This window comes from Paraburkholderia sp. GAS41 (assembly GCF_050436545.1).
Taxonomy (GTDB): Bacteria; Pseudomonadota; Gammaproteobacteria; order Burkholderiales; family Burkholderiaceae; genus Paraburkholderia.
Genome location: NZ_JBNDMK010000007.1, coordinates 177,742 through 199,124, shown reverse-complemented (window position 1 = coordinate 199,124; position 21,383 = coordinate 177,742). Strand labels below are relative to the sequence as shown.

Annotated in this window: 22 protein-coding genes; 14 read left to right on the top strand and 8 right to left on the bottom strand. The window is 63.6% G+C overall.

Going from position 1 to position 21,383, the window contains the following annotated elements:
- Window positions 1–47 precede the first annotated feature (47 nt).
- Window positions 48–1,103: an aldo/keto reductase gene (locus P3T43_RS13045; RefSeq protein ID WP_429281456.1), complete on the top strand. Its 1,056-nt coding sequence runs from the start codon at window positions 48–50 to the stop codon at window positions 1,101–1,103.
- A gap of 38 nt (window positions 1,104–1,141) precedes the next feature.
- On the opposite strand, the gene P3T43_RS13040 is transcribed toward P3T43_RS13045, so the two are convergent.
- The 5 genes from P3T43_RS13040 to P3T43_RS13020 all read right to left on the bottom strand — a co-directional run bounded on the left by P3T43_RS13040 (window position 1,142) and on the right by P3T43_RS13020 (window position 6,286).
- The gene (locus P3T43_RS13040; RefSeq protein ID WP_429281455.1) at window positions 1,142–1,702 is read right to left on the bottom strand and encodes an FUSC family protein; all 561 of its coding nucleotides are present in this window, start codon (window positions 1,700–1,702) and stop codon (window positions 1,142–1,144) included.
- A gap of 87 nt (window positions 1,703–1,789) precedes the next feature.
- On the bottom strand, window positions 1,790–3,115 hold the full coding sequence (locus P3T43_RS13035) for a cation:proton antiporter (protein ID WP_429281454.1): 1,326 nt from the start codon (window positions 3,113–3,115) through the stop codon (window positions 1,790–1,792).
- 143 nt (window positions 3,116–3,258) lie between these two features.
- On the bottom strand, window positions 3,259–3,756 hold the full coding sequence (locus tag P3T43_RS13030) for a PRC-barrel domain-containing protein (RefSeq protein WP_429281513.1): 498 nt from the start codon (window positions 3,754–3,756) through the stop codon (window positions 3,259–3,261).
- Between the two features lie 273 nt (window positions 3,757–4,029).
- Window positions 4,030–4,704 carry an HAD family hydrolase gene (locus P3T43_RS13025; protein ID WP_429281453.1) on the bottom strand — a complete coding sequence of 225 codons (675 nt, stop codon included), beginning with the start codon at window positions 4,702–4,704 and terminating at the stop codon, window positions 4,030–4,032.
- A 256-nt stretch (window positions 4,705–4,960) separates the two neighbouring features.
- Window positions 4,961–6,286, bottom strand: a complete 1,326-nt coding sequence (locus P3T43_RS13020) for a DNA topoisomerase IB (RefSeq protein ID WP_429281452.1) — start codon at window positions 6,284–6,286, stop codon at window positions 4,961–4,963.
- Window positions 6,287–6,585: 299 nt separating this feature from the next.
- Here P3T43_RS13020 and P3T43_RS13015 point away from each other — a divergent pair, with 299 nt between their 5' ends.
- The 5 genes from P3T43_RS13015 to P3T43_RS12995 all read left to right on the top strand — a co-directional run bounded on the left by P3T43_RS13015 (window position 6,586) and on the right by P3T43_RS12995 (window position 9,950).
- Window positions 6,586–6,912, top strand: coding sequence for a chemotaxis protein (locus P3T43_RS13015; protein WP_429281451.1), 327 nt, complete (start codon window positions 6,586–6,588; stop codon window positions 6,910–6,912).
- A gap of 129 nt (window positions 6,913–7,041) precedes the next feature.
- Window positions 7,042–7,593 (top strand): type 1 glutamine amidotransferase domain-containing protein, encoded by a 552-nt coding sequence (locus tag P3T43_RS13010; RefSeq protein ID WP_429281450.1) that lies wholly within the window; start codon window positions 7,042–7,044, stop codon window positions 7,591–7,593.
- 137 nt (window positions 7,594–7,730) lie between these two features.
- Window positions 7,731–8,066 (top strand): DUF1488 domain-containing protein, encoded by a 336-nt coding sequence (locus P3T43_RS13005; RefSeq protein WP_429281449.1) that lies wholly within the window; start codon window positions 7,731–7,733, stop codon window positions 8,064–8,066.
- A 45-nt stretch (window positions 8,067–8,111) separates the two neighbouring features.
- Window positions 8,112–8,693: a hypothetical protein gene (locus P3T43_RS13000; protein WP_429281448.1), complete on the top strand. Its 582-nt coding sequence runs from the start codon at window positions 8,112–8,114 to the stop codon at window positions 8,691–8,693.
- A gap of 804 nt (window positions 8,694–9,497) precedes the next feature.
- Window positions 9,498–9,950, top strand: a complete 453-nt coding sequence (locus P3T43_RS12995; protein ID WP_429281447.1) for a PA2169 family four-helix-bundle protein — start codon at window positions 9,498–9,500, stop codon at window positions 9,948–9,950.
- A gap of 108 nt (window positions 9,951–10,058) precedes the next feature.
- Here P3T43_RS12995 and P3T43_RS12990 read toward each other — a convergent pair whose 3' ends face one another.
- Window positions 10,059–10,397 (bottom strand): BON domain-containing protein, encoded by a 339-nt coding sequence (locus P3T43_RS12990; RefSeq protein WP_429281446.1) that lies wholly within the window; start codon window positions 10,395–10,397, stop codon window positions 10,059–10,061.
- 518 nt (window positions 10,398–10,915) lie between these two features.
- Between P3T43_RS12990 and P3T43_RS12985 the strand changes: the two genes are divergently transcribed.
- The 3 genes from P3T43_RS12985 (at window position 10,916) to P3T43_RS12975 (ending at window position 14,791) form a co-directional block, all read left to right on the top strand.
- Complete coding sequence (locus tag P3T43_RS12985) at window positions 10,916–12,433, top strand: RNA polymerase factor sigma-54 (protein WP_429281445.1); 1,518 nt, start codon at window positions 10,916–10,918, stop codon at window positions 12,431–12,433.
- Between the two features lie 320 nt (window positions 12,434–12,753).
- Window positions 12,754–13,953: a pyridoxal phosphate-dependent aminotransferase gene (locus P3T43_RS12980; RefSeq protein ID WP_429281444.1), complete on the top strand. Its 1,200-nt coding sequence runs from the start codon at window positions 12,754–12,756 to the stop codon at window positions 13,951–13,953.
- Between the two features lie 118 nt (window positions 13,954–14,071).
- Window positions 14,072–14,791 (top strand): lytic transglycosylase domain-containing protein, encoded by a 720-nt coding sequence (locus P3T43_RS12975; RefSeq protein WP_429281443.1) that lies wholly within the window; start codon window positions 14,072–14,074, stop codon window positions 14,789–14,791.
- Here the strand turns inward: P3T43_RS12975 and P3T43_RS12970 are convergent.
- The gene (locus P3T43_RS12970; protein ID WP_429281442.1) at window positions 14,729–15,763 is read right to left on the bottom strand and encodes a 2-dehydropantoate 2-reductase; all 1,035 of its coding nucleotides are present in this window, start codon (window positions 15,761–15,763) and stop codon (window positions 14,729–14,731) included. The two genes, P3T43_RS12975 and P3T43_RS12970, sit on opposite strands and share 63 nt — an antisense overlap.
- Window positions 15,764–15,910: 147 nt before the next feature.
- Window positions 15,911–16,678 carry a class II aldolase/adducin family protein gene (locus tag P3T43_RS12965; RefSeq protein WP_429281441.1) on the bottom strand — a complete coding sequence of 256 codons (768 nt, stop codon included), beginning with the start codon at window positions 16,676–16,678 and terminating at the stop codon, window positions 15,911–15,913.
- A 192-nt stretch (window positions 16,679–16,870) separates the two neighbouring features.
- Here P3T43_RS12965 and P3T43_RS12960 point away from each other — a divergent pair, with 192 nt between their 5' ends.
- The 5 genes from P3T43_RS12960 (at window position 16,871) to P3T43_RS12940 (ending at window position 21,356) form a co-directional block, all read left to right on the top strand.
- Complete coding sequence (locus tag P3T43_RS12960) at window positions 16,871–17,575, top strand: Crp/Fnr family transcriptional regulator (protein ID WP_429281440.1); 705 nt, start codon at window positions 16,871–16,873, stop codon at window positions 17,573–17,575.
- 158 nt (window positions 17,576–17,733) lie between these two features.
- Complete coding sequence (locus tag P3T43_RS12955) at window positions 17,734–18,465, top strand: FadR/GntR family transcriptional regulator (protein ID WP_429281439.1); 732 nt, start codon at window positions 17,734–17,736, stop codon at window positions 18,463–18,465.
- Between the two features lie 185 nt (window positions 18,466–18,650).
- Entirely contained in the window at window positions 18,651–19,394 is a 744-nt protein-coding gene (locus P3T43_RS12950) for a (Fe-S)-binding protein (protein ID WP_429281438.1), read from the top strand.
- Entirely contained in the window at window positions 19,391–20,782 is a 1,392-nt protein-coding gene (locus tag P3T43_RS12945; protein WP_429281437.1) for a lactate utilization protein B, read from the top strand. Before P3T43_RS12950 ends, P3T43_RS12945 begins: the two co-directional genes overlap by 4 nt.
- The gene (locus P3T43_RS12940; protein ID WP_429281436.1) at window positions 20,769–21,356 is read left to right on the top strand and encodes a LutC/YkgG family protein; all 588 of its coding nucleotides are present in this window, start codon (window positions 20,769–20,771) and stop codon (window positions 21,354–21,356) included. Before P3T43_RS12945 ends, P3T43_RS12940 begins: the two co-directional genes overlap by 14 nt.
- The last annotated feature ends 27 nt before the right edge of the window (window positions 21,357–21,383 follow it).

Genomic DNA, 21,383 nt, shown 5'->3' with positions numbered 1-21,383 from the left:
GTGCAGTATCCTGAGCGGATCCTTCATCCTGTCGGAGAGCCTCAACGATGCGCTATAACCAGCTAGGCCGCACCGGCCTGTTTGTTTCTGAACTGTGTCTTGGCACGATGACTTTCGGCGGCGGCGAAGGCATCTGGCGGCAGATCGGCAATCTGCAGCAGGCCGACTCCGAACGCCTCGTGGGCCGCGCGCTCGACGCCGGCATCAATTTCATCGATACCGCCGACGTCTACTCGCAGGGCCTGTCCGAACAGATCACCGGTCTCGCGCTGAAAAACCTCAAGGTGCCGCGCGACCAGGTGGTGGTCGCCACCAAGGTGTTCGGCGCGACGGCGGAATCCGCCAACACGCGCGGCACGTCGCGCTATCACATCATGGACGCGATCAAGGCGAGCCTCAAACGCCTGCAGCTCGATCACATCGACCTGTATCAGGTGCACGGTTTCGATCCCGCCACGCCGATCGAAGAAACCGTGCGCGCGCTCGATACGCTGGTTCAGCACGGCCACGTGCGCTATGTCGGGGTGTCGAACTGGGCCGCATGGCAGATCGTCAAGGCGCTCGGCGTGGCCGAGCGGCACGGGCTCGCTCGCTTTGAAACACTGCAGGCGTATTACACGCTCGCAGGCCGCGATCTCGAACGCGAACTGGCGCCGATGCTGCGCAGCGAAGGGCTCGGACTGATGGTCTGGAGCCCGCTGGCAGGCGGCCTGCTGAGCGGCAAGTACGGTCGCGAGCAGCAGGGCGAGACCGGCAGCCGCCGCACCACCTTCGACTTCCCGCCGGTGAATCGCGAGCGCGCCTACGACTGTATCGATGTGATGCGCGGCATCGCCGAGGCCAAAGGCGTATCCGTCGCGCAAATCGCGCTGGCGTGGCTGCTGCATCAGCAGGCGGTGATGACGGTGATCGTCGGCGCGAAGACGGTTGAACAGCTCGACGACAACATTGCCGCGACGGCGGTGGAACTGAGCGCGGACGATCTGGCGAAGCTCGACGCGGTCAGCGCGTTGCCTTCCGAATATCCGGGCTGGATGCTGGAGCGGCAGTGCGAACCGCGCCGCAACCAGTTGGAGCAGAGCCGCCATCGCTCCGTGAAATGAGGCTATTGGCGTGACCTGAGTGGGCAGACGCTGGCGCGCTACTTCCTGCCGAACCAGCGCCGCTCGATCACGCGAATCAACGCGCATACCAGCAACGCGCAGAGCGTCCCGAGGGTTACCTGACCGAGCCGCTCCAGCGCGATTTCCCACGCCGGCCCCATGTGCGGCACCAGCAATACGATGGTGGCGGTGATGCCGCCGAGGCGCGCCGCGCTGCCGATATTGGCGCTCCAGCAGCTAACGATCACGATCGCGACGGTCACCATATAGGCGAGGAAATGACCGCGGCCCAGCACGGCGGCGATCAGTCCGCACAGGCCGCCGACCATCGCGCCGAAGAACTGGTCATAGGACAGTTTGCGTGTGTCGACATAACTGTGCTGACTCACCGCGATGGCGGTGATGGCGGCCCAGAAGGGCTGCTCGGCGTGGAGCGCGCTCGCAATGGCAAACGCGATACTGGCGCCCACCACCGCCTGCAGCGCCATGACGGAACCTTCGATCAGGCGGTCCGGCAGCGGCAGCGATTTCAGGAACGCGAACAGCGAATTCGCGGCGCTCATCTGCGCCGCGCGGCGGGCTTGGGGAGATTCCGTCATGGTGTCGTGAAAGCAGGCGTGATGAGGCAGTGAGATTGCGGCCTATTCTATCGACTCGTGGGCAGGCGCCACGCAAACACGCCGCGCTCAAGGTTGCGGATGACGTCCGCGGTGATACCAGTTCATCAACGGCGTGGCCGAGATCCCGTGCACGACGACCGAAGCCGTCACGACCGCGAGCGCGAGCGGCACCAGCGGCAGAATCGCCGCGCCCGGCCCTTGTTCGAGCGCATAGGCGAGGTAGTAGAACGAACCAATGCCGCGAATGCCGAACCAGCTCATCAGGCGGCGTTGCGGGCTCGAGGCCTGCGAGCCGAGCAGCGCCAGTTCGACGGACGCGGGCCGGATCAGCAGGAACAGCACCACGATCAGCGCGAGGCTCGCGCCTGCAAACAAAGGCACGCGCAGATTGGCGAGCACGTTGCCGATCATGGTCATGATGACGACTTCGGCGATGCGCTCCAGTTCGATGGTGAAGCCCAGCACCGACTCGGTCATGAACGCATGAGCCTTGTCCGGATCCGCGGCGGTCGCGGTGACGTCTTCCGAATCGACCGTGCCGATGGTACTGCGCGGCGAGCGCTCGCCGCTGGCCTTGTGTTCGACGCGGCGCATGCCGACCCCGGCTGCGAACACCGCCAGAAAGCCGTAGGTCTGGGCGAGTTGCGCGCAGCCGAACGACAGCACGATCAATCCAAGCGCGAAGAAGCCTTCGAGGCCGAGCGCCTGCGCGTGGTGTGTGCGCAGCCACGTGACGGCATGCGTCGTGGCCCAGCCCAGGGCGGTGCCAATCGCGATGGCGCCGGCGATTCCCCAGAGCGCGCCGCCGGCGAATCGCCACGTCAGCACCGTAGCCGCGCTGGCGTGCGGCACGGCGCACAGTGCGAGCCCGAGCAAGGCAAACGGCAGCGCAATGCCGTCGTTCAGTCCGCCTTCGCCGGAGAGCGCGAAACGCAACACGTCGCGATCGCCAGGGTCGTGCACCTGAACGTCGTGGGCGAGAACCGGATCGGTGGGTGCGAGAATCGCCGCGAGCAGCAGCGCCGGCCCCCAGCCGAGTTGCAATCCGTAGACGCCGAACATCATGAGCAAGGCAATCGTCAGCAGCATGGCGGGCACGCCGAGCCGCAACGGTAACCACCATAGCGCGTCGAACACGGGAACCCGCAGACGCAGACCGATCGCGAACAGCGAGACCAGCAAGGCAATCTCCGTCACGCTACGCAACAGATGCGCGTCGCTGACGACATCCAGATGCAACAGGTTCACCCCGCCAGGACCCAGGGCGTAGGCGATCGCAAGATAGAACATGGCGGCGCTGACCGGCAGCCGCCGGAAGGTGGTGGCCGCAATGCCCATGAAGACGAGCACGCTGCCGACGATGAGGAACCAGAGGGTTTCAGTGTCGTGCATGAACGGGCCGGGCTGGCCGGCAGGTGCGGCCCGCTCTGCGGCGCGGGGGCGGGCGCTTTGGCGACTTGCTCAAGATGGCTTGTCCCGGGCTGAAGTGACGCGGGGCGCGCCATCGTTGACGCGCCGCCAAGGATGGCGTCGGGTCACAGCTTGACGCCGCCCGCTTCCGGCGCATCCGAACTACCCGGAGCAATCGCGCCGACACCGAGATCGTCGCGTCCCCAGTACGGCTCGCTGCCGTAGTACTGGTGGACGGACGTGGCCCAGGTTTGATCGGCCATGGAAGGCCAGTGGTCCTTGTCGAAGCCTGGTGCATTCTTGACGCGCTCCGTCGACATGGCGAGCTGGAAGCACTTGCGTTCGGTGTCGAGCGTCAGCGCGTGCCAGGGAATCGCCAGCAGCTTGTCGCCGATGCCGAGGAAGCCGCCGCTCGAGAGCACCGCGTAGGCGATTCGTCCGGAGCGCACGTCGAGCATGATGTCCTTCACCTTGCCGACGTCGTCACCGTCGCTGCTCAGCACCTTGTTGCCGTCGAGCGTGGCTGCCGCCATCACGTCCGGTCCGGGTCCCGCTGCGGACCGGCCGCCGTCGCCGACGATGTTCGCGCCGGCGCCGGTGCGGGTCTGTGTCTGATTGAGGATGCTCATGAGGGTCTCCCTTGAATCGATGGATGTCCCGGAGAGACAGCAATGGCTGTTCCTTCAATGACGCGGGGCCTGAAGAGGGGCCTTCGAATGTGAATGCGCAGCAGCGGACGGCCGGAGCATCGTGTACAGGCCTCACCCCGCGGCGCGGCGCACAGGACGGCGCGTAAAACGCGTCAATCCGATTGCAATTCTTGCGTGCCGTGCAGCCCGTGGTAGACGCATGGCGCCGCCGCGGCGGCGCCGCATGCGCTATCGCCAGTACGCGCATCAAGGACGCGAGGCGACCTCGTCGAGGTGCAGAAGTAAATCCGCCGGATCTTCGTAGACGCGCAAGGCGCCGGCGCGTTCGAGTTCGTCCTGCCCGTAGCCGCCCGCTAGCAGGCCGACGCCCAGCGCGCGGCAGCGCTGCGCGGCGAGCATGTCCCAGATGCTGTCGCCGACCACGATGCTGTGTTCGATCGGCGCGCCGAGGCGATGGGCGGCGGCCAGGAACAGATCGGGGTCGGGCTTCGCATATTTCACGTCATCGCGGGTTACCACGACGGCCTTCTCAGGATCGACCCCGAGTGCGGCGAGATTGACCGCGGCGGTCTCCATCCGGCCACTGGTGGCGATCGCCCAGCGGGTCCCGCTCTCGCTCAGCGCGGCGAGCAGTTCGCGCGCGCCGGGCAGCGGCCGCACCTGGTTTCCCAGCGCCCGATAGGCTTCGGCGTGCGCGCGCCGCAGGCGCTCGATCCGTTCAGCGCTCATTTCACTGCGGGTTTCGCGTAGCAACTGATCGGTGAACAATCCGCCACTCATGCCGATCTTGCGATGAATGCGCCACACCGACAATTCGATTCCTTCGTGATCGAGCGCCTGTTTCCACGCAAGGACGTGCTGATACACGCTGTCGACTAGCGTGCCGTCGAGATCGAACAGGAAAGCAGTTTCAATGCGCATGGTGTTCTCCGAAAGGGTCAGTGGTAATAAAAAATAAAAGCGGGAAAGCGGTCTTTGGCTATGGTGCACCAAGTGTGACCTTTGCGGGCGTGTATGCGCTTTGGACGATGACGCGGGCTGGAGCGTGTTTCGGTGCAGGCGTTGACGTGGGAGCCACGTTGTGAAGGGTGGGGTTTGTGGATCTGCAATGGCAAGCGGCTGCTGCGGACAAGCCGCCTGCTCCGGACTAGCCGCGTTGGGTTCCAGTTTGCCTGCCTTACCTCGGTGCCGTGCGGGCGGAGGCACGTACCCGAGTCGCGCGTGCTGCACCGGGCGTGCCGGATGACTTTCTGATGGACCGGGACTTACTCAGGAGTGCGGTCAGTTTCTCGTCGGTCACGGCATCAACCACATTTGCGACTTCTGCGGCAGCAGTGGCACCGCGAGCACGTGCCGCGTTGCTGCTCGAACTGGCGCGAGCGGGCCGAGCGGCCTGGCGCCGTCTGCGTGCGTCGTTGGCCGCCTGCCTTGCCGCCTGTTTCGCGGTGCTGGCGAGCAGACTGGCGAAGGCCGCTTCGTCGACCCGCAGGCCGCGGCGCGGTCTGCAATCGGCGAGGCCCTGCAACTCGTCGGCCTCGAAGGCGGCGATCACCGCCGGGTGGATATAACAACGCCGGCATACGGCGGGCGTATTGCGCAGCAGCGCAGCCACGTCCTTCACCGTGGCGACGATATGTCGCCGGGCCTCGGTCGCGCTTTCGCATAGCAGCTTGCGCAACGCGGCGAACGCGTACACGCTGCCGGCCCACGTGCGGTAGTCCTTGGCGGTGAAATCGGCGTTGCTGACGCGTTTCAGGTAGTCGTTGATATCCGCCGATCCGACGGTGTGGCGCGTGCCGTCGTCAGCGAGGTACTGGAACAGGTCGTGACCCGGCAACTCGGCGCAACGCAGCACGATGCGCTTTACGCGCGCATGATCGATGGCGACGTCGTGCTCGATGCCGCTCTTGCCGCGAAAGCGGAAGCGTACCCGACCCGCCTCGATCTTCAGATGCTTTTTGCGCAGCGTGGTGAGCCCGTACGACTGGTTGTCACGCGCGTATTCGACGCTGCCCACCCGGATGAGCGTCGAGTCGAGCAATTGGACGATTGCGGCGATGACCTTATCGCAGGGCATGCCGGGGAGTTTCAGGTCGCGCGTCACGCGAGCGCGGATCTTCGGCAAGGCCCGGCCGAACGCGGCGAGGCGCTCGAATTTGTCGGCGTCACGGGTATCGCGCCACAGCCCATGATAGCGGTATTGCTTGCGCCCCCGCGCATCCCGCCCGGTGGCCTGCACATGGCCACGCGGGTCCGGACAGATCCAGACGTCGACGTAGGCGGGCGGGATCGCGAGGGCGTTGATGCGGGCAATTTCATCGGCATCGTCGATGCGGGCACCTTCCGTGTCGAAGTACGCAAAGCCCTCCTTGAGCGCCTTGCGCGTGTAGCCGGGCCGCGTGTCGTCGGCGTGGCGCAAACCGTTCGGCATGACGGCGTGCGTCGTGACGGCGGTGGCGTCGGCGGTGGATTGGCGCGGTGCGGATCGGAGCGGGGCGGTCATGGTTGCCGGTATGCGATGCAAGTGAGGGTGCAGTTCAGGGAAGCGTATCTAGCCGATGTTGCTGACAACGGCGCTTTGGGCACTGCGAGAAGCGCTTGGCAAGACTTAGCAAGGGCGATACCTGGCAAGACCCTGGCGATATCTGGCAACGCCCGCCGAGGAAAAACGGCGTCCAGCGAGCGCCGCTAGCAGCCGCGTTTAAGCGGCGTTTCAACCGCTTTTCCCGCGCGTGTTCCGCATTGCCCGGAACACTCCTTGCGCATCAGCAAGGGACACGTTGCAAACCCATGGAGGTTGACATGAGCACCTTGAATCCCGACGACGAACCGCAACACGTGGTCCGCGAAACGGCAGGCACGACCGGCGCGCTCGGCCCGAGCGATTCGTCAGATAGCGGCAGCGATACCGCGGGCGCCCGGCGTCATGCCTTCGACGTTGACTCGGAACTCGACAATCACGCGCTGGAAACCGGCGACTCCGAACTCGGCAGCGATACAGACCGCCACGGCACGGGCGAAAGGGCATCCGCCGATGGCGACGCCAATCTCGCGAGCAACGCGGACATCGAACCGGACCGCATTGTCGATCCCGTCGCGCCCGACGACCCGGACCCCGACGCTGCCTGATGTCGTACCGCCTTAACACGGGCATAGCTTTTGCTCACTAGCTGTTCAAACGGAGTGGAAAGCGTGGTCATAGCGATGCCTCCGGTAACGCGCATCGAACCCGCTTTCATCCCCCAAGGAGAATCAAGCATGGCGAATTCACTACAAGGCTGCAAGGTTGCGGTCCTCGCTCTCGACGGTTTCGAGCAGGCAGAACTGGTTGAACCGCAACGCGCGCTAGCGGCGGAAGGCGCGACGGTTCACATCATTTCGGCAAAGCCTGGAAAGATTCAGGGTTTCCGGCACGTCGACAAGGGCGACGCAGTCGAGGTCGACACCACCTTCGACAAGGCCGTTGCAACCGACTATGACGCAGTCGTGTTGCCCGGCGGCGTGGTGAACGGCGACGCGATCCGTCTGTTGCCGCAGGCGCAGGCCTTCGTGAAGACCGCCAATCAGGCGCATAAGCCGATTGCGGTGATCTGCCACGGCGCGTGGCTGCCTGTGTCGGCCGGGATCATCAAAGGCCGCACGGTGACGAGCTGGCCTAGTTTGCAGGACGACATCCGCAATGCTGGCGGCACATGGGTCGATCAGGAAGTCGTCGAAGACGACAACTTCATCACGAGCCGTAAGCCAGACGATCTGCCGGCGTTCAACAGGACGTTGATCGCGCAACTATCGAAGCGCAAGGCTGCATGACCTGGGAGAAAGTGCATGAGATTCCGGTATTTCATACAAGGGACGGTTGGAGCGATGGTCCTCGACGCCACTCGCAGCGAGCTTGCCATGCGCACACCGGCTGATCTGCACCTGACGACATTTGGGCCGACTGCATCATGAATGCGATTCTGCCGCGCCCGGCCTACGAGGACGCCACCATGCGCATTACTTTCCCCGACGACGAACCGGCTTTCAACGGCTCCAGCCTGCGTGTGCAGTTCATGGCTCAGGTCGACGGCGAACCGGTGGTCTGTGCGATCACCGCCGAGGCGCTGGAAGATCACTTCGGCGCGCGATCGGCGCTGGAAGACGTGTTGCTCAGCGCATTCGAACAGGGCCTCGGCCGCATCCGTTCAGTGTGTGCGGAGGAACTCGATCGCAACGATGGCGGCGGCGTGATCTTGCACAGCGGACTGTTTCGGGTGGAAGGCATGGAGCCTGGTCACCGCTAGGTATGGATGTGTTCACAACTATTGTTTGCGATGAAAGGAGGGTTTATGTCACTGATCGTCGCTGCACGATTTACGACTTTTCCGGCGGCTGAAGACGCTGCTCAACGACTGTTCAGCAGCGGCTTCGTCGAAGAGGATGTCACGTTGTTTTTCGTTAACCCAACTGGACAGCACGCACGGTATCCGATCGGCGGCGACACCGGCACGGATGCTGGCGCCGCTCGCGCGCCCAAAGGCGCAGGGAAAGGCGTGACGATCGGCGCGGTGGTCGGTGCTGCGGTCGGCGTGGGCCTTTTCACGCTGTTTTCCGCGCCCATGCTGGTGTCTGCGATTGCAGCGGGGGGGGGAGCCTATATTGGTTCGCTGGTCGGTGCCATGTCGCACACGCGTAAGGGCGGGTCGTCTGGACGGACTGCGTCGGCGGAAGTTGAAACACGCGACTCCGGTGTGCTGCTGGCCGTGCATGTTTCGCCGGGCGGCCAGTACGATGCCGGGCGTATCCTGCGCGATGCAGGCGGCAAGTCGATCGAACGAGCCACGGGGCGTTGGCAGCAAGGCCGCTGGGCCGATTTCGACCCGACGCGTCCGCCCGACACCATTCCGGAGTTGAACGAAAAGCACGCCTGAGAGATGACTCTTTTGTTCGGCACGACAGGTTGGTCTTCCTGCAGGCCGAGTCAAAAAACGCGGCGGCCCATGGATGCGGTCGCCGCGCGCCAAACTTCCTATTTGCAAGCTATTTGCGTTATACCCAGACACGCGGAGCAGGCTGCTGTGGACGAGCGGCGCCGTCGGTTGGGCGCGCGTTGCGCACGGCTGCGCACGCAGTCGGCGCGAGTCCTTGATGCGGCGTGTCGCAGGATAGCGTTTGAACGGCGCCGTGTGGTGCGTCTCGCAAAACATACTCGCGGACCTGCATAACCGCAGCGGAGCTGACAATCGCCACCGCCAGCAGAAATTCTGCTCTCCTGATTTTCTTCATGATGTGATCTCTTGTCGATGTCGCGTGCCCGTTGCTTTTCGATTTCATTGCGCCGGCGAGTGAAGCAGCCTTTCGCATCAATGGGGCAACACTTCTTGAGCAACATCCATGCCATTTGCTCGAACTGTGCCTGAACGGTGCTCGAACTTTGCTGGAAGGCCCGGTGCGGCGCGCGTCAAGGTAGGCGGGCAGTGGGATCAGGGGATTGAGGCACGGCCTGCTCGCTAATAAGATCGCGCAAAGATTTCTCCTGCCAGGTAACTTCGCCATGCCTCGTTTGCCACGCGGAGTCAGCAGAGTCGTTGCTGTTGCACGCCGCTCATGGGCTTCGCGTGCTGCGCATTTGCGGTACCAATCCGGTCACCCCAGGCATGCGACATGCGGAGTATCTGGAGAGTCGCTGCGAATTGCGGCGGTATCGATGAACCACGAAACCCGGAGGAATCCAAATGTCTACCAACGTGACGAGCGTACTGAACGACCTGGTTGAAATATCGAAGGACGGCGAGCGTGGCTTTCGCAAGGCGGCCGAAGACGCACACGATGCGCAGCTCAAAGCGCTCTTCGTCTCGCGTGCAGAAGACTGCTCACGCGGCGCGCGTGAATTGCAGGATGTGGTCCAGAGACTGGGCGGCAAGCCGGAAACCGGCGGCACGGTAGGCGGTGCGCTGCATCGTGGCTGGACCGACGTCAAGTCGGCCGTGGCGGGCCGCACGGATCATTCGATTCTTGAAGACTGCGAAAAGGGCGAGGACGTCGCGAAGAAGAACTATCACGACGCGCTCGAAAAAGATCTTCCGGCGGATGTTCGCATCGTGGTGGAAAAGCAGTTCCAGGGTGTCCTGCAGAACCACGACCGCATTCGTGACCTGCGAGACCAGTTTGCAGCCGCCAAGCATTAAACCTTACTGACCGAGCATATGGCAATGAGAAGGGGCCGTCCGCAATCGCGGACAGCCCCTTTTTCATGAGGACATCGAGAAGGCCGATGCCCCAAATCTCGCCCGGATTTAGTCGGCAATCACCTTCAGGTGGTTCTTGACCGATTGCACGCCGTCGACACCCTTCGTCACTTCTGCAGCGGCGGCCTTGTCATCCGAACTCGGCACCGTACCCGTCAGCCATACCACGCCGTCGCGGGTCTTCACGTGAATATGGGTGGACTTCACATTGCTCGCCTTGAGCAGATCGGCTTTCACCTTGGTGGTGATGGTGCCGTCATCGATGTGCTGGCCCATCGTTTCCGACGCGGGAGGCGGCGCGGAGTTGTTCGTCTGAGCGGTGGCGTTCAGGGCGAAAGCGACGCAGGCAATGCTGCCCGCGGCCTTGATGAAATGGAGGGTCTTCATGAGCTGCTCCTTCGTGTTGTTGATAAGAAATGCGGTCTTGTTACCAGGGCGGTCGATCACGACTGGATTCCGTCGCCGATGACTCGCGTGGGATCGTTGCCGCTACGGTTCCGTCTGGCCCGTTATCGACACCGGATAAGCGGCAGTCCGATGGCTTGCGCTTGCGCCTGACCCATCTGTCCGACGTTTACCCGTCCACGTCACTGCAGGCGCAAGGAGTGTTCCCGATGCAACGGAATGCGGTGCGTTGGGGGCGCTAGCCGTTACGTGGACCGGACGCAAGCGGCGTGACTCGCTTCCTGAAGCGCGAACATCGCCCCGCGGGACGGGCCTGGCGCGTGGTCCGCATTTTTCCGGCCGGTTGTAAAAAGGGGCGCGCGAACGGCCCGCAAGCCGCGTGCGCGAACCCGTCAAAAGAACGAAAGCTGAGCGAAAACAGCAGTTTGCGAGACCTGGTACGGCAGTTGCTCTATTTGTGCCACACGACTTTTTCGAACTGTTCACAGGACCTCACTACAATGCCGCCTTCAATTGAACTACGCACAAGGCAGTCGCTTGCACTGACACCCCGGTTGCAACAGTCGGTGCGGCTATTGCAGTTGTCGTCCCTCGAGTTCCAGCAGGAGTTGCGTACTGCCCTCGACACCAATCCGTTCCTCGAATATGACGCCACCGACACCGAAGACGTTGCGCTCGCAACTTCTTCGACAGGTGCCGAAGGCGGCGAGGCCGTGACCGGTGAGACTGCCATCGCAGGCGAACCCGGCGCGATGCTGGACGCCGGCGCCGCCGATACGCGCGAGAGCGCGGCGCAGGACGAGTCGTCCGGCGACTTCGCGAGCGACTCGAGCGATTACTCGGGCAGCGAATACTCCGGCGAGTCGTTTAGCCGCAATTCATCGCGCCAGAATGGCGACGCCGAAGGCAGCGACCCGGCCGACTGGGCGCGCGCTCAACCCACGCTGCGTGAACAACTGCACGATGCCTTGCGGCTTTATCGGCTCGATCAGCGCGACCGTGAGGTCGCACGTTTCGTGATCGAAGCGCTCGACGACGACGGCTATCTGCGCCAGGACCTCGGCGATCTGGCGGCGATCGTCGATCTCGAGCCCGCTTTGACGGAAGACGAATTGCTGGTGGCGTTGCGCCTCGTGCAGGCGCTGGACCGCCCAGGGGTCGGCGCGCGCACGCTTTCCGAATGTCTCGCGCTGCAACTGCATGCCATGCCCGAGGACGTGCCGGGGCGCAACGTCGCACTGCAGATCGTTCAGCATCACCTCGAACGACTGGCGCGCCGTGAGCAGGCCGAACTGCAAAAGCAGATTGGCTGTACCGCAGAAGACTTGCGCGTGGCCTGCGCGCTGGTGCGTAAGCTCGATCCGAAGCCCGGGAATTTCTATGGCCGCACGGAAGACAACTACGTGGTGCCGGACGTGATCGTGCGTCAGGTGCGCAACAAGTGGATCGTCAATATCAACCCGGCGGTGCAGCCGCGTGCGCGGATCCATCGCATGTATGCCGAGTTGTTTGCGCAGTCGGCCGGCGCGAGCCGCTCGCCGCTCGCGCAGCAATTGCAGGAAGCCCGCTGGTTGATCCGTAACGCGCAGCAGCGCTTCGATACGATCCAGCGGGTGGCCGAATGCATCGTCGCGCATCAGAAGGCGTTCTTTCAGTACGGCGAAATTGCCCTCAAGCCGATGGTACTGCGCGACGTGGCAGAAGAACTCGGACTGCACGAATCGACGATCTCGCGCGCCACGGGCAACAAGTACATGGCGACACCGCGTGGCATATTCGAATTCAAGCATTTCTTCCCGCGCGAACTGGGCACGGAAAGCGGCGGCACCTGTTCGGCTGCGGCCGTACGCGCGCTGCTCAAGGAAATGATTGCGGCCGAAAACACCAGCGATCCGCTCTCGGATGTCTCGCTCGCGCGCATGCTGGCCGAGCAGGGCGTGCTGGTGGCGCGACGCACCGTGGCGAAGTACCGGCATCTGATGAAGGTGCCGCCGGCCGAACTGCGCCGTCAGGTGTAAGCGTCGTTGCAAAACCCATGCGGGCGGCGCTCGCCGCCTGCAAAGACCGTCAGCGTTCCTCCCGCAGATTTATCCGGCAGCCCCCCTCGTAACGATGGACGTTTCGCCCGCGCCCCATTACATTGTTGGCCGGACGTTGCGTCGCCGACGCGCGCTCGGAGCGCGCACCTGCGCGCGCCAGACGCGGTGCGCTTTTGCGCGCGCGACAAGGTCTACGGGGAAGATCTCGAACATCGTGTGCCGGTAGGCCCGGCACATTGCAACGACGGGCAGGACAGGTGTGCTGACGCGACACTGCCTGCACCGCGAGGAGGGGGGGGATGAAGTATTCAGGTCTGGTCGAGCGCCTGCAAGGCAAGCGCACGTCCGCGTGGGAAATTCATCATGCCGCGCAGCAGGCGCGGGCCAGAGGCGAGGATGTGATCGTGCTGAGCGTGGGCGATCCCGACTTTGCAACGCCGCCGGCTATCGTTGAGCGGGCGGTCGAGGCGTTGCGTCAAGGCGATACTCACTACACCACGGTGGTGGGGCGCGAGCCCTTGCGTGCCGCGATTGCGCGCGAGCACACGCGCACCACGGGCCGCACGGTGGGCGTCGAAAACGTGATGCTGTGCGCCGGCGCGCAGAACGGCATCTTCGCCACTTCGCTTTGCCTGCTCGAACCGGGCGACGAAGTCATCGTGCCCGAGCCGCTCTATCTGACCTATGAAGCCTGCGTGCGAGCCTCGGGCGCGACGCTGGTGCCCGTGCCGGTCGATCCGTCGCGTGGCTTTCATCTCGATTGCGACGCGCTCGAAGCCGCCATTACGCCGCGCACCCAAGCCATTTTCTTCGCCACGCCGTGTAACCCGACCGGTGTCGTGATGCCGCGCGCGGACCTGGAGCGCATCGCGCAAGTGGCTCGCCGGCACGACCTGTGGGTGCTCTCCGATGAGGTCTATGCCGACCTGACATTCGAACGCGAGCATGTCAGCATTGCCTCGCTCGACGGCATGGCCGAGCGGACCGTGACGGTCGCGAGCCTGTCGAAATCGCATGCGATGGCGGGCTGGCGGGTGGGCTGGGCCATCGGCCCGGCGGAACTGATCGGCCATCTCGGCCGGCTTGCGCTGTGCATGCTGTACGGTCTGCCAGGCTTTATCCAGGAGGCTGCGCTCACCGCGTTCGAGCACAAGGCGCAGATCGTGGCGGACATGCGCGAAGTCTACCGCCGGCGCCGCGACGTCGTGTACGAGCGCCTGAGCCAGGTGCGGGGACTACGCTGTCTGTTGCCCGAAGCGGGCATGTTCATGATGGTGGATGTCAGCGGCTGCGGTCTCGATACCGTCGATTTCACGTGGCAACTGTTCCGGGCGCAAGGCGTCTCGCTGCTCGATGCGAGTGCGTTCGGCGAGACCGCTAAGGGGTTCGTGCGGCTCGGCTTCGTGGTCGACGAAGCAACGCTTGCTATAGCGTGTGATCGGATTGCCGCGTTTGTCGCCAGCCTGCAGGTGCGCGCGCCGGCGTTGAATCCAGGCTAAAGCGGCGGTTTTGACGCCGTCGTCTTGATGCGGTGTTTACAGCGGGCGGACAGGTTTTTGTTCGCCCGTTATACCGTTCCCGTTACTGTTCATCGCACGCTAATAACCAGCGGGCGATATGCAGAGTAGCCGTACACAGAGAGAAACCAGAAGCCGCGTCACGCGGGCCACGCGTTTAGTGGGCCTCGCGCTGGGCGTGTTGGCATTGTCATTTGGGAGTGCGATAGAGGCGGCCGAAGCGCCGTCGATCACGGTTGCACCGGGCGTCGATACGCACGTCATCGACATTCCGGCCGCGGCTGCACCCACCATGGCCAGCGAGCCGGGCAGCAACGGCGGGGCGTCCGCACTGGTTGAGATTGCAACCATCTTGTCCGGGCAATTCCGCGTGGCGCGGGGAGAATCCACCACCATCGCGCATGCAGTGCTCGACGCCGCCAATCGTTTCGCGATGTCGCCGGTATTGCTGCTTGGCGTGATTGCCACCGAATCCGGCTTCAACCGGCGCGCTGTCAGCTCCGCAGGCGCGCTAGGGTTGATGCAGGTGCTGCCTTCGGCGCACCCGCAACTGGTCTCGGGAGGCAAGGATCTGTCCGATCCGGCCGTCAACGTGACCATCGGCTCATCCATTTTGCGCGGTTATCTCGACGCCGCGGGCGGCGACCTCAACTCGGCATTGTCACGCTACAACGGCGGCGGCAAGGGCTATGCGCAGCGCGTAGCGTTCCATATGCAGCAATTCGCGCGCTTTTTCCCGGACGAAAAAACCGCGCGGCTATGCGCAGGCAACGCAGTGATTCGCCGCGGCTCGCAACTCGGCCAGCAGTGCGTCTCCTGACCACGCAGGACGTACATCGGCCCGTTCGGCTTCCCGCACGAGGCGGCACAACTGTTCGTTGACTGGCGCCGTTTGCCCAAGGCGTTGGGCGAGGCGTACCACTTCACCATTGATCCAGTCGATCTCCGTGGTGCGGCCCGCGGCCAGATCGTCGGACATCGACGAACGCGCGAGCGGATCGATCGTCAGCATCGCGCGTCCCAGCCGCTCGAACACCGCGTCGGGGACGCTCAGTACGTGCGGTATCCAGGAAGTCGGAAGCGGCGTCACCTTGACGGGTCGAATGCCGGCGCGCTTCAGCAACCCAAGCGCTTCCTTTTGCGCCATGGCGAGACTGAGCCGGTAGGCGCGTTGCGAAAGCTCTTCCTTCAAAGGCCGGTTCGATAGCGCGTTGATGGCATTGTTGAGATTGAGCAGCAGCTTGGCCCACTGCACCGGCAACATATCGGCGTGCTGGATCAGCGGCAAGCCGGCTTTCCTGAACGCTTCGACGAACGGCTGCATGGCCGGCGAATGCCTGATTTCCAGTTCGCCGCCCGAACCCTGGTGATAGGCGCCAGGGCCACGTTCGACGACGTTGAACGGCACCATCCCTTCCAGCACGGTGTGCTGCGGCAGCGCGGCACGCAGTACGTCCGCATTGCCGACGCCGTTCTGGAAGCTCACGACCACCGTGCCGGGGCGCAGCACGTTGGCGAGTTCCGCCGCGGCCGTGGGCGTCGCGGCAGACTTGACGGTGACCAGCACGAGATCGGCGGAAGCGGCGCTGGCCGCATCCGTCGAGACGTCGATCCGTTCCGGCGGCGCATGCCAGCGGCTATCGTCATGACGCGACAAGGTGATGCCGCGATCGCGCAACTGTCCGGCCACGCGGGCGCGTCCAATGAAAGTGACGTCGCTGCCGCCGGCCAGCAGCCGTCCGCCGACATAACAGCCGATCGAGCCGGCGCCGTAGATAAAGATCTTTGCCATACTGGTTCTCTTGTGAGCTACCCAACTACTTCCGCGCTGCGTTGCGTTGCATCCGCAAATGCGGTCCGTGACGCTTGCACACCGAAGCTGATTCCGTTCGCGTTGGCACCTGCCGTCGGGCAAGATGCGTCGTGCGAACGGCTTGCCTTAGTCCGCAAATCCAGGGTTGCGGCGATCGAGCCGGCGCAGCAGGCCGGGCCACACCAGGGCGCCGGTACTGGTGCCGCGCGTGGCGACGCGGATCTGATCCTTGATGCCTTCCAGAATCGGCTGGGCGATGGGCGTCAGCTTGCCGCCACCCGCCTGGGCGCGCACCTGAATCATGCAACTGGCTTCGAAGAAGTACATGGCGGCGAAAGCGTCCGCCGGCGACTTGCCCACCGTCAGCAGACCGTGATTGCGCAACATGAGGTAGGTATTCGTTCCGAGGTCCTGAACGAGGCGTGGTTTCTCGGCTTCGTTGAGCGCGATGCCTTCGTAGTCGTGGTAGCCAAGCGACGCCAGCACGCCGAGTGACTGCTGGGACAGCGGCAGCAACCCGCCTTCCTGGGCCGACACCGCCACGCCGTTGACCGAGTGCGTGTGCATCACGCACAGTGCGTCTTCGCGTGCCGAATGGATGGCGCTATGGATGTTGAAGCCCGCCGGATTGACGTCATACGGCGAGTCGGAAACCTTACGGCCGTCGAGATCGATCTTGACCAGCGAAGACGCGGTGATTTCGTCGAACATCATGCCGTACGGGTTGATCAGGAAATGATGTTCCGGACCGGGCACGCGCGCCGAGATATGGGTAAACACCAGGTCGTCCCAGCCGAACAGCGCAGTGAGGCGGTATGCCGCGGCGAGGTTGACTCGCGCTTCCCACTCGGCAGGCGATACGTCGTTCTTCAGACTGACAGCAGATGAGGCCACGTCGACACTCCTTATTCGATGATGCAAGCAATGGAATAACCCAGACATCACGTCCGGCGACCTCGCGTATCCGGTCCTCGCGGCGCAGCGGGTGCAGCCGGAGTTAGGGGTCGCGCGTCGTCAGATGCGAGTCCCCATCATGGTCGCGAACCCGCCTAAAATCTGTCGGGTACCCGACAGCCCAAACCGTCAATGGAATCCAGCCTGCACCGCTACCGTTCGCAACTCGAAACGACCCCGTGGTTCCGCGGGCTGTGTGTCGAGTTGCAGGACTATCTGATCACCCATGCCAGCCTCGTCACGCTGGACAGAGGCCAACTGCTGTATCGGCGCGGCGAGCGGTCCTATGGGCTGTACGCCGTGCTGGGCGGCGCACTCGCCCTCGGCAGCGTCGGGATGGATGGAAAGGAGGCGTTGCTCGCGGTGCTGGGGCCGACTGCATGGGTGGGCGAAATCTCGCTGTTCGACGGGCTGCCGCGTCCGAACGACGCTACGGCTGTCAGCAGGACGCTTTTGCTGCACGTGCCCGAGGTGGCACTGCAAAGTCTGCTCGATACCACGCCCGCCTACTGGCGCGATTTTGCCTTGCTGATGGCGCAAAGACTGCGTGTGCTGTTCGAGAACAGCGAGGCCATTTCGCTGCTGCCCGCGGCGCAGCGCGTGGCGAACCGTTTGCTGATGATCGCCGGCGGTTATGGCGGTCTCAATGCCGCGCAGAGCAGGATCAGGCTCTCGCAGGACAGCCTGGCTTCCATGGTGTCGCTGTCGCGGCAGACCACCAATCAGTTGCTCAGGACGCTTGAGAGTCAGCAGATCGTCAGCTTGAAATCCGGGGAAATCGCGATTCTGGATTTTGACCGGCTGCGCGCGGCCAGTCTGGGTGAGCCCAATCCGTGAGGGATGCGCCGCGGAAGGCGGACGCTATAATTCCGCCAATCCGTCGTTGCGCAACGCTTCATCCAGCGGAAAACGTCACGCACATGGGCGGTTTATCGACCATCACCGTTGCACGTCAAGCCCTCTACAGCAACGCTCACCAAGCGCCAACCGAGCCCATGCAATTCGACCCGATTCAGTCCTTCACGCGCAAACGTCTGTCCGATGTCGTGTCCGACCAGATCAAACGCCTGATCTCGGACGGCGCGTTGATGCCAGGCGACCGTTTGCCCGCCGAGCGCGATCTGGCGACCCAACTGGGCGTCTCGCGGCCGTCGCTGCGGGAGGCGTTGATCCGGCTGGAAGCGGATGGCTACATTGAAACCTCGGGGCGGGGCGGCTTCACGGTGGTGGACCTCACCGCGCCGATCATCTCCAGACCGTTGGCGCAACTGCTGCTGCAAAATCCACGCACGAGCGCCGATATTCTCGAATTGCGCCAAGGGCTCGAATCGATCTCGACGGCCTATGCCGCCGAACGCGCCTCCGCCGCCGATCTGGAGAAAATCCGCAGCGCATTCGAGGCGCTCAAGACCGCTTCCCTTGCCGGCGACCGCGCCAATCTGGCGGAACTGGACGCGGCCTTTCACCTGGCAATCGCCGATTCCACCCACAACATCGCTCTCGCTCACGTGATGCACGGCATTCACACACTGATCCGCGAGGGGATGCGGCAATACCACCGCCTGATCGATTACGACGATGCCAAAGAGCGCCAACTGTTGACCCAGCATCAGGCGATCTTCGACGCAGTGATGGCGCGCGACGCCCAAAAGGCGCGAAAGGCGAGCGAGCGGCATCTGACGTTCGTGCGTGAACTGTACGACGAAGAGGCGGCGAAACCGTCCTGATCCGCTTCGATTGACACGCCTTTCCAACTTCCTTATATTCTTGGTCAGACCAACAAGACCAGTCTTACTGGTCACGGACGTGTACGCCATTTGCTCGACGGACGAGATTCCGCAGTAGAGTAGGCAGGTGCGTGCGTCGCGAGGCGCGAAAAGCCTCGTCCCCTCAATAGACTGGCCTTGAATTCATGAAAGTCGCACTCTTTATCCCCTGCTTCATCGACGCGTTCTATCCGGAAGTGGGCATCGCGAGCCTCGAATTACTGGAGCGCTTCGGCATCGAGGTCGACTATCCGCAGGAGCAGACCTGCTGCGGGCAGCCAATGGGTAACAGCGGCGCGCAGACCGAAGCGGCCGGCGCGGAGAAGGTGTTTGCGCGCAATTTCGCGGGCTACGACTACATCGTCGGGCCGTCGGCAAGCTGCATTCATCACGTGCGCGAACATCTGACCGCGATCGAGCAAACCGCCGAAGTGAAGAAAGTGCGGGCCGGCGCCTATGAACTGGTCGAGTTTTTGCACGACGTGGTGGGCGCGCGCGAATTTCCGTGGGCCGAGTTTCCGCATCGGGTAGGACTTCATAACAGTTGCAGCGCGCTGCGGCATCTGAAAGAAGCGTCGGTTTCCGAAATCTCCGCCACGCCGTTTTCGAAACCGCTGACCTTGCTGAAAGGCGTCAAGGGTATCGAGTTCGTCAAGCCAACCCGTCCCGACGAATGCTGCGGCTTCGGCGGCACGTTCTCGGTCACGGAAGAGCCCGTGTCGGTGCGGATGGGGCAGGACAAGGTGCGCGATCATCTGAATGCCGGCGCGCAATACATCGTATCGGGCGACATGTCGTGCCTGATGCACCAGCAGGGTTGCGCCGAACGGATGAAAGCGGACGCGCGTTTCATCCATATCGCGCAGGTTCTGAACGGAGCACGCGAATGAGCCGGATCGATCACGCGAAGGCGGCGGGCGCTTTCATCGCAAAGACGGAGCACGTGACGTTTCACGACAAACGCCTGTGGGACCTGCGCGAAAAGCGCGATGCGCAGGCCCATGGCATCGCCGAATGGGAAACGCTGCGCGAGCTGGCGTCGGGCATCAAGGAACATACGTTGTCGCATCTGTCCGAGTATCTCGAGCAGTTTGCGTCCGCGGCTGAAGCAAACGGCGTGACGGTGCACTGGGCGGCCACCGCTCAAGAGCACAACGAACTGGTCTACAAGATCATGTCGGAACGCGGCATGACGTCGCTCGTCAAGAGCAAGTCCATGCTCACCGACGAATGCGCCATGCGCGAGTATCTGGAGCCGCGCGGTATCACGGTGATGGAGACGGACCTGGGCGAGCGCATCCAGCAGCTCGATAACCAGGACCCGAGCCATATGGTGGTGCCGGCCGTGCACAAGCTGCGCGGCGACGTCGCGCAACTGTTCGGCCGCACCATCGGCACGGACCCCGAGAATAGCGACATCCACTATCTCGCGGAAAGCCAGCGCATGCATACGAGGCCGTATTTCGTGCGCGAAAAAACCGCCGGCATGACCGGCTGCAATTTCGCGGTGGCGGAAACGGGTACGGTGGTGGTGTGCACCAATGAGGGCAATGCAGACCTGTCGGCGAACGTGCCACCCCTGCATATCGCGTCGATCGGCATCGAGAAGCTGATTCCCAAGGTCGCGGACCTCGGCGTGTTCGTCCGCATGCTGTCGCGCAGTGCGCTAGGGTCGCCGATCACGCAATACACGTCGCACTTCCGCGCGCCGCGCCGGGGCACCGAGATGCATTTCATCCTCGTGGATCACGGCCGCTCCGAGCGGCTCGCGTTGCAGGACTTCTGGTACTCGCTCAAATGCATTCGCTGCGGCGCCTGCATGAATACCTGTCCGGTGTACCGGCGCAGCGGCGGCCTATCGTATGGCGGCACATATTCGGGGCCGATCGGCGCGATCATCAACCCGACCTTCGACCTCAAGCGCTATAGCGCGTTGCCGTTCGCTTCCACGCTCAACGGCAGTTGCACCAATGTGTGTCCGGTGAAGATCAATATCCACGAGCAGATCTACAAGTGGCGTGAAGTGATTACCGAGCGCCATGAAGTGCCGTTCGTGAAGCAGGAAGTGCTGAAGATGGCGGGGCGGCTGCTGGCCAGTCCGACGCTGTATCGCGCGACGGTGTCGTCGATGGGCGGCGCGCTGCGGCGTCTGCCGAATTTTGTGCTGTATAACCCGCTCAATATCTGGGGCCGGCAGCGTGAACTGCCGGAAGCGCCAAAGCTGACGTTTCACGCGTGGTACCGGAAAAACCGTGGAGGTGGCGATGGCAACGCGTGAGGCTTTTCTCGCGAAGGTGCGCGCGGCGCAGCCGGACGCGCGGCCGCGTCCCGAGGTGCCGTTGTTCGCTTCGGTGGGCGGCGATTTGCGGGCGCGGTTCGCGGCGGCGCTGGCGGGAATGGGCGGGACGTGCGTCGAGGCTGGGTCGGGGGCTGATGTGCTCGCGCTGATCCATGAGCGGTTTGGGGCCGACGCTTCGGTGTCTTCGGCGACGCCTGAAGTGGCCGGCACCCGTGCGCTCAACGCGGATACGGTTCCGGCTTCGCTGCAGGATGTCGACGTGGGCGTGGTGCGGGCCCGCTTTGGTGTCGCCGAGACGGGCTCGGTGTGGTTCAGCGAGCGGGAATATGTGGTGAATGCGCTTGGCTATATCGTGCAGCATCTCGTCGTGCTGCTTGACCCGGCGCAGATGCTCGACGGCTTGCAGGACGTCTACCGGCGGCCGGACTTCCGCGACGCGCGCTATGCGGCGCTCGTGACCGGACCGTCCGCTACGGCGGATATCGAAGGCGTGCTGATTCGCGGCGCGCAGGGTGTGCGGTCGTTGACCGTGGTGTGGCTCGCGGCGGGGTGACGTGAAGGGAAGCCGCACGCGCCTGAC